The 12,842-nt window shown below is 41.8% G+C and carries 11 protein-coding genes; 8 read left to right on the top strand and 3 right to left on the bottom strand.

What is annotated here, in order from left to right; all coding sequences use genetic code 11:
* The 8 genes from F6X55_RS05315 to pepF all read left to right on the top strand — a co-directional run bounded on the left by F6X55_RS05315 (position 1) and on the right by pepF (position 9,619).
* A complete protein-coding gene (locus tag F6X55_RS05315) occupies positions 1-1,065 on the top strand; it encodes an ABC transporter ATP-binding protein (RefSeq protein ID WP_026571108.1) in 1,065 nt (354 codons plus the stop codon).
* Between the two features lie 2 nt (positions 1,066-1,067).
* Positions 1,068-2,003 carry an ABC transporter ATP-binding protein gene (locus F6X55_RS05310; protein ID WP_026571107.1) on the top strand — a complete coding sequence of 312 codons (936 nt, stop codon included), beginning with the start codon at positions 1,068-1,070 and terminating at the stop codon, positions 2,001-2,003.
* A gap of 363 nt (positions 2,004-2,366) precedes the next feature.
* A complete protein-coding gene (locus F6X55_RS05305) occupies positions 2,367-3,581 on the top strand; it encodes a putative glycoside hydrolase (protein WP_153462281.1) in 1,215 nt (404 codons plus the stop codon).
* A gap of 174 nt (positions 3,582-3,755) precedes the next feature.
* Entirely contained in the window at positions 3,756-4,349 is a 594-nt protein-coding gene (locus F6X55_RS05300; RefSeq protein WP_026771739.1) for a GNAT family N-acetyltransferase, read from the top strand.
* Between the two features lie 346 nt (positions 4,350-4,695).
* Positions 4,696-5,091, top strand: coding sequence for a transcriptional regulator SpxA (gene spxA, locus F6X55_RS05295; protein ID WP_026571105.1), 396 nt, complete (start codon positions 4,696-4,698; stop codon positions 5,089-5,091).
* Positions 5,092-5,587: 496 nt separating this feature from the next.
* Positions 5,588-6,286: an adaptor protein MecA gene (gene mecA / locus F6X55_RS05290; RefSeq protein ID WP_153462279.1), complete on the top strand. Its 699-nt coding sequence runs from the start codon at positions 5,588-5,590 to the stop codon at positions 6,284-6,286.
* Between the two features lie 180 nt (positions 6,287-6,466).
* The gene (locus F6X55_RS05285) at positions 6,467-7,690 is read left to right on the top strand and encodes a competence protein CoiA (RefSeq protein WP_161993059.1); all 1,224 of its coding nucleotides are present in this window, start codon (positions 6,467-6,469) and stop codon (positions 7,688-7,690) included.
* 111 nt (positions 7,691-7,801) lie between these two features.
* Positions 7,802-9,619 carry an oligoendopeptidase F gene (gene pepF, locus F6X55_RS05280; RefSeq protein ID WP_153462275.1) on the top strand — a complete coding sequence of 606 codons (1,818 nt, stop codon included), beginning with the start codon at positions 7,802-7,804 and terminating at the stop codon, positions 9,617-9,619.
* 1,179 nt (positions 9,620-10,798) lie between these two features.
* Here pepF and F6X55_RS05275 read toward each other — a convergent pair.
* The 3 genes from F6X55_RS05275 to F6X55_RS05265 form a co-directional block, all read right to left on the bottom strand.
* Entirely contained in the window at positions 10,799-11,695 is an 897-nt protein-coding gene (locus F6X55_RS05275) for a ClpXP adapter SpxH family protein (protein ID WP_026571101.1), read from the bottom strand.
* The gene (locus F6X55_RS05270; RefSeq protein WP_026571100.1) at positions 11,692-12,093 is read right to left on the bottom strand and encodes a globin domain-containing protein; all 402 of its coding nucleotides are present in this window, start codon (positions 12,091-12,093) and stop codon (positions 11,692-11,694) included. Before F6X55_RS05270 ends, F6X55_RS05275 begins: the two co-directional genes overlap by 4 nt.
* 138 nt (positions 12,094-12,231) lie before the next feature.
* A complete protein-coding gene (locus tag F6X55_RS05265; protein ID WP_153462273.1) occupies positions 12,232-12,810 on the bottom strand; it encodes a CYTH domain-containing protein in 579 nt (192 codons plus the stop codon).
* Between the last annotated feature and the right edge of the window lie 32 nt (positions 12,811-12,842).

Genomic DNA, 12,842 nt, shown 5'->3' with positions numbered 1-12,842 from the left:
ATGGAGAAGATTTTAGAAGTAAATGACTTACACATCTCCTTTGATACGTACGGCGGAGAAGTAAAAGCGGTACGCGGTGTTACCTTTGACCTGAAAAAAGGAGAAACATTAGCGATTGTCGGGGAATCGGGTTCTGGTAAATCCGTAACTACGAGAGCACTCGCAAGATTGATTCCCTCACCGCCGGGCCGGATTAAACAAGGAGAAATATTGTTTGATGGCAAGGATTTAGCAAAATTGAAGGAAAAAGAGATGCAGCAAATCCGTGGAAAAGATATCTCAACCATTTTCCAGGATCCGATGACATCTTTGAACCCTACGATGAAAATCGGCAATCAGATCATGGAGGGGCTCATCAAGCATCAAAAAATGAGCCGGGCACAGGCGAAAAGCCGTGCTATCGAATTGTTGGAGCTTGTAGGACTTCCGAATCCGACGGAGAGAATCAATCAGTATCCACACCAATTCTCAGGCGGGCAGCGGCAGCGTGTCGTGATTGCCATTGCGTTGGCATGTAACCCGAAGATATTGATTGCCGACGAACCGACAACAGCATTGGATGTAACCATCCAGGCACAAATTCTGGAATTGATGAAGGATATTCAAAAGAAAACAGAAAGCTCGATTATCTTTATCACCCATGATTTAGGTGTAGTGGCAAACGTCGCTGATCGTGTTGCCGTAATGTATGCCGGCAAGATCGTGGAAATCGGCACTGTCGATGAAATTTTCTATAATCCGAAACACCCATATACATGGGGATTGTTGGGATCGATGCCGACGCTTGATAGTACAGAGGACAGCCTTATCGCTATTCCAGGTTCGCCTCCGGATATGCTGAAGCCGCCTAAAGGGGATGCTTTCGCTCCACGGAACGAATATGCATTGGAAATAGATAAGGAAATGGAACCTCCGATGTTCAAAGTGTCAGATACCCACTATGCGGCGACTTGGCTCTTGCACGAATATGCACCGGACATAGAACCTCCAGAGGCAGTTAAGCGTCGTATGAAGGGATTTGCCCAGACAGGAGCCGGCGAATCGAAGGAAGGTGAACGGCCGTGACCGTGACTCAAGAAAAATTATTGGAAGTAAGCAATTTAAAGCAATACTTTAAAACGGGAAGGCACAGTGTCGTAAAAGCAATAGATGGTATTTCTTTTGATATTTATAAAGGAGAAACCTTTGGTCTGGTCGGTGAATCTGGCTGTGGTAAATCGACAACAGGCCGTACTATCATCCGTTTGTATGATGCAACGGATGGTAATGTGAAATTCAAGGGTGAAGATGTTCATGGTAAGAAAAACAGCCAGGATTTGAAAAAGTTCAATCAGAAGATGCAAATGATTTTCCAAGATCCATATGCCTCTTTGAATCCGCGTATGACGGTAATGGATATCATTGCAGAAGGACTGGATGTTCATGGATTGTCCAAGACTCCACAGGAACGTAAACAACGGGTGGAAGAGTTGCTGGAAAGAGTCGGACTGAATAAGGAACACGCCAACCGTTATCCGCATGAATTCAGTGGTGGACAGCGGCAGCGGATTGGTATCGCAAGGGCTTTGGCAGTTGATCCAGAATTTATCATTGCCGACGAACCAATCTCCGCGCTTGATGTGTCCATTCAAGCGCAAGTAGTAAACTTGTTGAAAGAATTGCAAGAGGATCATGGATTGACTTATCTATTTATCGCGCACGACTTGTCCATGGTAAAATATATCAGTGACCGCATCGGGGTTATGTATTTCGGAAAACTGGTAGAACTGGCAGATAGTGATGAGCTGTACAAAAATCCGTTACATCCATATACGAAATCCCTTCTTTCGGCCATACCATTGCCAGATCCTGATTACGAACGAAACCGCCAGCGTGTGGAATATGATCCAAGCCAACATGATACAAGCGAAGAGCCGGAATTTCGGGAAATCACGCCAGGGCACTGGGTGTCATGTACAAGCAAAGAGTTTGAAGCATACAAGCAAGAGTTAAATAAAAATTGAAAATAGCAGATTCATGATAAAATAAAAAGAAGGGCTCGATTTAAAATAAGTCTTTCTTCGGAAAATCATCAGCATTTAAAGCTATGCTGATGATTTTTTTGTCTTTTTATTCATTCATAAGTGTGCCATCCAGCTGTTGGGGTGTCGCTTCTGTATTTGACTTTTGTAAGCTTGACCAGGTTTTACGAATGTATCGTTTTTAGGACGCTTTTCTGATTCATACCGCAAAAGTACTAGCATTAGAAGATATTAGTCAAAAATAGTAAAAATACGACAAAAACAGCAATTTCGGGTTCCAAGCTTCCACCTGTTTCTTTTATAATAGAAATAAACCTCAATACATAAAATAGGAGTTTGATAGCGATGGGGAAACGACAACTGAAGACAATGATTACTGTCCTGCTATTATTGATGACCGTATCGGCCCAAAGAGTGGAGGCCGCCGAAGAGGAAGCGAAAACCATGAAGAACCACCAACAGAGCACGAGTAGTGTAGAAGCATACAAAATCCCCGAACGAATTTCACGATTTTCTTATAACTCAGGATTGAATTTTGAGTATCCCGACCACGTCAGGGGAATCTATGTAACAGGAAATTCAGCAGGCGGGGAACGATTTGACCGATTGATCAAGCTGATTAATGACACAGAGTTGAATAGTATGGTGATTGATGTGAAAGAGGATCATGGCAATATAACCTTTGAATTTGCTGAAGCTTCCCCTTATGCAGATGTGGGCACCAATTATATCGGAGACCCGGAGAAGATGCTAAAACGGCTGGAGGAAGAAGGAATCTATCCGATTGCCAGGGTTGTTGTATTTAAGGATTCTGTACTGGCTAAAGAACGTCCCGATTTGTCTTTCACTCAAAACGGGGAAGTATGGACAAATGGCAAGGGAGAAGCCTTTGTCAGCCCTTTTAAAAAAGAAGTATGGGACTATAATATTGAATTGGCAAAACAGGTGGCCGAAATGGGTTTTCAAGAAATCCAGTTTGATTATGTCCGCTTTCCAGAAGGTTTTGAGAGACGGGCTAAGGATTTGGAGTACGACCAGGGGGATTATGCCGATTTGGAAGTGAACGGGGTGAAAAAACGAGTGAAAGCTGTCACGGACTTCGTTGCACATGCCAGGGAGGAACTGTCCGATTATGACGTCGATGTGTCAGTCGATATCTTTGGCTATTCAGCGACTATTGAAGAGGCCCCTGGAATTGGACAAAACTTTTCTAAAATCGCTGACAATGTGGACGTGATTTCATCCATGATTTACCCGAGTCACTGGACATCTTATTTCGGCATTGATAATCCTGATGAGGAGCCATACAAATTGGTTTCCGAATATGCCAAGGTGGAAAACGAGGTACTGGATAGCTTGGAAGACCCCCCGGTATCACGGCCGTGGATTCAGGATTTTGAAGCGCCGTGGTTGTATAGTGGTAAAACAAAACAGTACGGCAAAGAGGAAGTCGAGGCGCAAATAAAAGCTCTAAATGAGAATGGGATCGAGGAATTTCTCATTTGGAATTCTGGAAACAGTTATACAGAAAATGTCGACTATACACCCTTAAATGAATAAACAAACACTGCCGGTATTACCGGCAGTGTTTTTACGTTATAGAAAATTCCGCTTTAAAGTGCATGATTAGAAACTAAATATCCGGGAAAAGCTAATGGGAGTCTGTGAGAAGATTTAACAATTGAAGAATATTCCGTTATAATAAAAAGGACTACAAATACAAGGAGTAGATCAATGAACTGGTACGAAAAGCTAAACAAGTATTTTCCCGTAGAAGAGATGAAGTCTCAAAAGCATATGGAAATGCTGTTAAAGGAAAAAGGCGACGTCTATTATAAAGACGAAGGACCATATCATGTGCTTATGTACGCAGAGTTCAAATCATTCATCTTTATCGATTATGTTTATGTATCCGCAGCCTCCAGGGGGCAGGGCTTGGGACATAAATTGATTGAAAAGCTGAAAGCGAAGAACAAACCGATTATCCTGGAAGTGGAACCTGTTGATTATGAAGACAGCGACACGGAAAAACGGTTGAAGTTTTACCAGCGAGAGGGCTTTGTCCACGCACAGTCAATCGGCTACAACCGCCGAAGCCTTGCGACGAACGAAGAGACTCCTATGGAGATATTATATTGGAGTCCGGATAATCAGGACGAAGAAGAAATCTACAAACAAATGAAAAAGATGTACGAAGACATTCATACCTATAAGGATGAAGAAATTTACGGAAAGTCCTATCAACCGGTTGACGAAGTACTGACGTATGACAATGATCGCGATACGGACGATATTTTTGATGCCTTGAAACAGTCCGAAGGCGTGTGATAATTACCAAAGCTGCCCGCTGTCAGGGGCGGCTTTATTCTATTACATATATATTGACCAGTTCTTCCTTATTTTTAAGAGCAAAAAGCAAAACTGAAAAAAATTTTAAAAAAATGGTTTAATGAAAAGGAAGGCGGGGTACTTTAAATATAACTTTATTTCATTTTGTGACAACTTTTAAGAAGATGGCAAATTAATTCAGGAATTTGCATAAAAACCTACCTTCATATTGACAAGTGTAGTATACTATACATAGAAGAGTTATTTAAAGTAATTTTAATTTAATATCTTCTTCAAAATCATGAAATGACGATAAATAATCTGCGCTATGAGGAGTGAAGTTTCCATGGTAACACTTTATACCTCACCAAGTTGTACATCTTGCCGTAAAGCAAAAGCATGGTTAGAAGAGCATGATATACCATTCAGTGAGCGAAATATCTTCTCGGAAACCTTGACACTTGATGAAATCAAGGAAATTTTGAGAATGACAGAAGATGGTACCGATGAAATAATTTCTACAAGGTCTAAAGTTTTTCAAAAACTAGATATGAATCTTGATCAACTTCCAATGAAAGACCTCTTTAACTTAATTCAAGAAAATCCTGGTCTTCTTCGCCGCCCGATCATTCTCGATGAGAAACGATTGCAGGTAGGTTATAATGAAGATGAAATTCGCAGATTCTTACCTAGAACTGTCCGTACTTTCCAATTGCGGGAAGCACAAAGAATGGTTAACTAATATAACATAAGAGGCGCGGGTCTTTTTTACAGGACCTGCGCTTTTTCTATTCTTGAAGATGGATAACGGACATGACTTGGTCATGCTTATTGGGCCATCTCTCGTACCATTTGGCTTCAGCATCAAGTGGTTTTTTGCCTTATAAGTCAATCATCCGTGTCGTTGAGACTGAAGGTTCACTTGCCAAATTTTTCAGTAAACTCAACGGGCATAAAGGGATGACATTTTGTCATAAATAAGCTAAAATAAATATTTACAGGCTGGCATCCCAAGGATCCGGTTTGTGTATTATTTAATGAGTATAATCTTTGTTTTTTAGAAAATATAGGCTTTTATATTTTCAAAAACAATTTATTTATCATAAAATAAAGATAAGAAGCTGTTGCTTATATTTGAGGGTTGATGGATACTCGTATCGGGTATGGATTTATAGGATTACAAATAGGTGAAGTTTTTCTCTTCCACCTAATAATAAGTAGAAGGGAGAGAGAAGAAAGTGGAAATAGAACGGATAAATGAAAATACAGTCAAATTTTACATTTCTTATATGGATATAGAAGATAGAGGATTCGATCGTGAAGAAATTTGGTATAATCGCGAGCGGAGCGAGCAGCTTTTTTGGCAAGTAATGGATGAAGTGAATTATAAAGAAGATGATTTCAATGTAGATGGTCCTTTATGGATTCAAGTACAGGCACTTGATAAAGGATTGGAAATCGTCGTTACAAAAGCCCAATTATCCAAGGACGGCCAAAACCTTGAGCTGCCAACAGAAAATGGCAAGACAATCGATATGCCGGTCGACGAGAAAATCGAATCGATGCTGGATGAGAAGTTTGGCAGTTCCGACGAGGCTGGTCATGATACCAATCATCATTCCGATGAGGATGAGGAGGGTAATTTGTCGTTCGTGGTAAGCTTTAAAGATTTTGAAGATGTCATTCAACTAAGCCATTATTTTAGCGAAACAGAAGGATTGACAGATCGTCTTTACCATTTCGAGGACCAGTATTTATTATATCTGGAGTTTGAGGAAAACTTCATGACAGATGATGAGCAAGAAGATATTTTGAGTCAGTTGCTCGAATTCGGGCACGAGTCCACGATTACCATCCATCGGCTGGAAGAGTACGGCAATCCAATATTTGCCGAGCGTGCTCTTTCGCAAATTAAGCAATATTTTCCCGCTAAGTAAGCAAGGCATTCGACGAAGTCGAATGCCTTATTTTTTTGCAACATATTCTTTTTCTTTTTTCTTAAGCCGTCAAGGCAGGAATTGTTCCTCGAACAACGAATTTTTTTATGTAAAAGGTGTTTCCCTTCTGCTTGCTTAGTATAATCAATGAAATCCATTTGCGGGGAGCAACTTTTATTATTGGAAAAAGAAGGTGATGGCAATATGCTGCAAGCTTGCAACCAGGATGGAGTGCCGGTCATCCTGGCTTATTCTAATCGTTCGACTGTGGAGCGGTTACGTACTCAACAGCGGTTTTACTGTCCCGTTTGCGGCGAGAGGGTTATCGTCAAAGCAGGCAGGAAGATGATCGCACACTTTTCACATTCTCCCAACAGTTCTTGTGCTGTTTCCGGAGGAGAAGGAGAGTACCATGAAAGAGGGAAGTTGCATTTATTCCGATGGCTTGTATATCAAGGTCTGGAAGCAACGATGGAAAAATATTTGCCGGAAATCGGCAGAAGACCGGATATATTGATTCGTCTCGGGAAAAAAGTGATAGCTCTGGAATTTCAATGTGCAGCATTGACGAGGGAAGAAATGTACAAGCGGACGGAAGATTACCGCAAACTTGGTATCGAACCATTGTGGATATTGGGTGGAAATCGTTTGAAACGAACAGGCGCAAGGAAAATCCGGATGTCATCAATAGATCAGTCGTTTTTAACAAGATTTGATCAAAGTGATTCTCTGCTGATGAACTTTTATTGTCCCAATACTGGCCAACTTTGTCTGTTTCGGCAGATACAGCCAGCAGGAAACAGCACTTTTTATGGAGACTTGCATTTTCTTTCATTGCAACACTCCCGCTTTCTCTCTTTATTTCAAGATAAGAGACATTTTTCATCTTTTTTACTGGAAAGTTGGCTGCAAGACAAACAAAAGTTCCGGACAAAACCCCCATCAAAATGGACAGGATCTCTTCATCAGTCTTGGCGGCAATGGCTTTATCAAAGAGGTTGTCACCAGTCCCTTTTGCCAAGCTACGTACATCTTCCAGTTATCGGCCAGTATAGAATGAAAACTCCGCCGTGGGATTGGCAAAGCAGGTTGTGCCTCGAATACCTGAAGTTGCTGCCACTCCATCATATCGTCTCCCTCGATCCCTGCTATCATCTTTTAAGAACGGCAATCACTCCCACATCCGACTTTCCTCTTATAAGAAATCAAACAGATCCCATCCGAGAATATTTAAAACTGTTAGAATCCCTTCGCATAATATCCCTTGTGAATGAACGCCAATTGAAAAAACAAACTCCGATTACTTTTCATGAAAATGTGGAACAAGCTTTAAGTGATGACAGAAAGGTTATCCACGTCCTGAAAAAACAAAGAGATTTCTCAAGCATCAACTCGCATGATTGAACAGTAAAAACGATATAATAGAAAAGAGCTCTCCTTTTGCAGGAAGGAGTATGCGGGATATCCGAGAATTGGGAAATGGATAGCTGAATAATTTTCAAGGAGGAATAGGTGTTGACACAAGCGAACAAAGAATTGCAAAGCCGTGAACAAGTACCATTAGAACGAACTTGGAGACTGGAAGATATCTTTGTCATAGATGAAGAATGGGAAAAAGAATTTGAATCGTTGAAAAGCAAACTGCCGGAATTCAAACAATATCAGGGAAAGGTAAATGAATCGTCAGATACGCTTTATAACCTTTTGAAACTACAAGATAATGTGTCCGAGCGTTTGGGCAAACTTTATACATACGCTCATATGAGATACGACCAGGATACAACCAATTCACTATATCAGGCGTTGAACGCAAAAGCGGAAAATATTCTTACACAGGCGTCGAGTGCAATGAGCTTCATTGTACCAGAGATTTTGTCGTTGGATGAGGATAAGCTGAAGACATTTGTCGAAGAAAATCCAGAATTGAAGCAGTATGAACATACCTTGAATGAAATAAACAGGCAACGTCCGCATGTTTTATCAGAAAAGGAAGAGGAACTGCTCGCGGAGGTCTCCGAAGTTACCGATAATCCGTCTCAGACTTTTGGGATGTTAAACAACGCCGATTTAACCTTTCCATCGATCAAGGACGAGGACGGAAATGAAGTCGATCTGACGCATGGACGATATATCAACTTTTTGGAATCCGATGACCCACGTGTGCGGAAAGAGGCTTTCAAGGCGATGTATGAAACATTCGGCAGCTTTAAAAACACCTTTGCTTCTACCTTGAGTGGAGCTGTCAAAAAGAATAATTTTTATGCGAAAATACGTAAATACGATTCGGCCCGCCAGGCAGCGTTGGATAACAACAATATCCCGGAAGAGGTCTACGATAACCTTGTCAGTGCCGTCAATGAACGACTGCCGCTTCTGCATCGCTATGTAGAGCTTCGCAAGCGCGTACTCAAGCTTGATGAGCTGCACATGTACGATCTTTATACACCGCTTGTGAAGGATATCTCGATGAAGATACCGTATGAAGAAGCACAAGAAACGGTGCTGAAGGGATTGGCACCCCTGGGAGAAGAGTATGTAAACACCATCCGGGAAGGATATAAAGACCGTTGGATTGATGTGGATGAAAACAAAGGTAAACGCAGCGGGGCTTACTCCTCAGGTGCTTACGGAACCAACCCATATATCCTATTGAATTGGCAGGATAACTTGAACAATCTGTTCACGCTTGCCCATGAGTTGGGGCATTCCATGCATAGTTATTATTCCAGGAACAATCAACCGTTCCGTTACGGAAATTATTCCATCTTCGTAGCTGAAGTGGCATCGACTTGTAATGAAGCTCTTTTGAATGAGTACCTTATCCAGAACACCGAGGATGAAAAAGAAAAACTATTCTTGCTGAACCACTTCCTTGAAGGCTTTCGCGGTACTGTATTCCGTCAGACGATGTTTGCTGAGTTCGAGCATGACATCCATACTCATATGCAAAATGGGGAGGCTTTGACTGCGGATAAATTGACAGAGATGTATTATGAGTTGAACAAAAAATATTTTGGTGATGAATTGGTGATCGATGAAGAAATCGGACTTGAGTGGGCACGGATTCCACATTTCTACTACAATTACTATGTGTATCAATATGCGACCGGGTATTCTGCAGCGACTTCATTAGCCTCGCAAATATTGAAAGAAGAACAGCCTGCTGTCGAACGGTATTTAGAATTCTTGAAGGCAGGGAGCAGTGATTATCCAATCGAAGTATTGAAAAAAGCGGGAGTCGATATGACATCGAAGAAACCGATCTTAGACGCACTACGTGTGTTTGAAGATAAGCTTTCGGAAATGGAATCTTTGTTAGATAAAGTAGAATGAAAAAACAGAGCAGACACCCTGTGTTGAAGGTGTCTGCTCTGTTCACCACCTGCGGCTTCTCATCCTGGAAAACCCCTTGAAGGCATTCCTGTAAACGAAAGAGAAGATTGTCAGATATATAGTGATAAATAAAAGAGGTGCCGTGATGTACAAAGGGAAGAGCCGCATAAAACCCAACAAGTTAAAGAAAAATGCCGCTACAGCTGCCAGGAAGAAGAGAAAAGGCAGTAGGCCATGCATGTTCCGGCCTCCTTTTGGTGTTGTTAAGAAAATTGTATGCATTCTGTTAACTTGATAGAAGTATGACAGTTTTGTGAATACATGAGCAAAACTATTGCTTCCTATTTTTATTCTTGATATATTTTACTTGTGAGATAATTAACAAACAATACCCCTTTGTTTGACTTAACTTTCTCCCATCCCCCTTTGTCTATAGAACATAGACAAAAGGAAGGATATACACTGTATATCCTTCCTTTTTTTATGTTTCATAAAAATTCGTCTTCCTAACCTTTTTACCTTCCTACATTCGTTGAGTGGGACTCTCGGCGCTGCAGAAAAACCCTGCGCTTTCCGCGGGCGGCTGGTGAGCTTCCTCGAGCTAACGCTCTGCGGGATCTCGCCGAGGCCTTTCCTCCCGCTGGAGTCTCCGGGTATTTCTTCCGCTAGGACCAGTTTCCTGTTTATAAATGAGTGTATTAGATATTTTTGATTCACTTGGGACTGAAAGAAGTATCTTATCAAAAGACATAGCTAGGGAAACAAACGAAAAGTCGAGAGAAGGAGAAAAGACGGATTCCGGCTGTTTTTGATGAAAAGAAATAGCCTATTTCCTTGACCAACGTTTTTAAGATGGCTTGTCGAGTCTCAAGGAAACAATTTCTACGCTTGCGATTGTCCCCATGCTCCTTAGCGCAGGTAGCATGCGCAGATTCCAGCGGGAACAGCGCGAGCTGAAAATCCACTTGGTAAAGCGCTTTTCTTTACCAAGTTAGCTGAAGCCGTGTCCGCGGAAAGCGAAGTATGCTACCGAAGCGGTGGTTGACACTCTTTTTGGATAGGCAGTAGAACTTCCCTTACAGTTACAGCACATTATCTATCCATTGCGCTGTGTTATAAAAAACACCCCGGCAAATTACCGGGGTGTCATAAACGTCCTTGTGAGAACAAGAGGTGGAATCAGCCTTTAACGTGCCGGTAAAAGGTTCCATACTTCACCGGAACTTTTTCCACCATTTGTTTCAACTGCAGTTTTTTCATTTCTTTTTCTGTTTTTTCCTTAGACCAGTCATAGACAACGGATATTTCCTTGTTGCCGACAAAACCGTAATAGGAAATGAACTCTTCCAACTCCGGTTTCTTTGCCGGAGGCGGATCCATCTGCAGCATTTGCTTTAATACTTTTACATAAATATCATAAGGATACAGACCCGAGACTTTCAAGCCGCCTTCTTCTTCCGATTCATTGAAGAATACCATGGTAGGAATGTACTCGACCTCCATCTCTTGCGTCAGCTTCAAATCACATTGTAAAGCTTTTTTGGCAGAATTAGAATACAGATCCTGTGTGAATTCTTGTACATCAAGGTTCACTTCTCTGGCACACTCAACCAAGGTTGCTTCATCAGATATATCACGTTTATTCAAGAATAGCTTTTCTTGCACTTTACGCAAGAAGTTTCTTCCGGCTTTTTTTCCTTGCAGTTCTGCCGCCTTGATTGCAATGGATGCAAGCCACGGAAGATTGATGGGATTCTCCAGCCATAAGTCACCGTCACAACTCATACCAGTTCGGGAGGCTGTCCGTTCCCAAATATCCTTCAATTTTTTAGGTTTATCGAATTTATCTTTATTCAACACGGTAAGATGCCCGCTCAGAATCGGACGAATGGTAAAAAACCTGCCATACTCAATGGAAAGCTTTTTCAAGCTTGGTTCCAAAGACCAGCATTCCGGACACAAAGGATCTACGAAGACATAAATTTCAACCGGTTTTTTCAACAAATCGAAAAAGCCATACTGCGCCGAGTTTCTTGTGCCTGAATTACTAGTTGGCCCAGTCGGTTTCCAGCTCACAACGATTCTCCTTTCTCATCCTCAGGTGTATTCATCATATGCGATGCTGTCATAGTCAATCGTTCAAAAATGGCACTACGATAGGGCTCTTCCACTTCGGCTTCTGCTAAGGCTTGTTCCATGCATTCGAGCCAGGCGTCACGTCTGGACGGGGTGATCGGAAACGGCAAATGCCGTCTCCGCAGCATTGGATGCCCGTGTTCTTCCGTATATAAAGCTGGACCGCCGAACAGCTGCGTAAGGAACTGTTGTTGTTTTCTTGCGGTTTCCGTTAAATCATTTGGAAATATCGGTATTAATGCCGGATGTTTCGCCACCCGTTTATAAAAGGCTTGAACTAGTTTTTCTATTTTTTCCCTGCCGCCCATGGCTTCATACAGGGTAACGGAATCAGTCATGTTTCATTTCCTCTCCAACTTTGCAAGAAAATCAATTTTAAGCTTTCCCCAGCCATGAATTTATAAATTCGGCTGTACGAAAAACAAGCTTAACGAGATTTTTCCTTATTGTAACAATTGGCGGTTGTGTTGGGCAACTTATCTGTTTTCCATGGAGTCGTAAAACCTTTGGATTTTGTTCGGTGTCTGTTTTTTTCTAATTTCCAGCCGTTCAAGAAGCTCGTCGAAAACTCTCTGGCCATGCCGTCGTTCTTGCGCTTCTACTTCCAATTCATAATCGGTATAGCCGTTATAGGTGCTCTGGTCCAATACGACAATGGTTCCTTTGAATTCTGTTTCGATCCTTCGTGTCGTCAGAGCACCGCCATAATTCAGTGCGGCAAAGTCAATTCCCAACTGGTTGAGCTGTACTGCAACCTGTGGTTTCGGAATGATGTCTCCGTTGATCCATGAATCTGCTTCTTGTTCTGTCAGTGTATCGTGGGTTTCCAGCAGTCCTTCTGGATGTGGTTCCTTCAAAGTCAACTGCCATTGCCCGTTTTTTTCGCGTATGCGCAGTGCAGATCCGTGCTGCTTCAATTCAAATCCCGGAGTTTCAAAATAATGATTCGTATGACTTAGCGCACCTGATTCTTCTACCTCTAAAAATTCACAAAGACGATCATATTCTACCTTCGTCAGCAGATTTTTAAATTCAATTTCTATTTCCTGTGTCATTCTCATTCCTCCTGTTTCATTATTACTTGTAT

Origin of the sequence: Sediminibacillus terrae, assembly GCF_009602435.1 — a bacterium.
Lineage (GTDB): Bacteria > Bacillota > Bacilli > Bacillales > Amphibacillaceae > Sediminibacillus > Sediminibacillus terrae.
The sequence above is the reverse complement of the archived record's forward strand: the minus strand, read 5'-3'. Positions and strand labels throughout refer to the sequence as shown.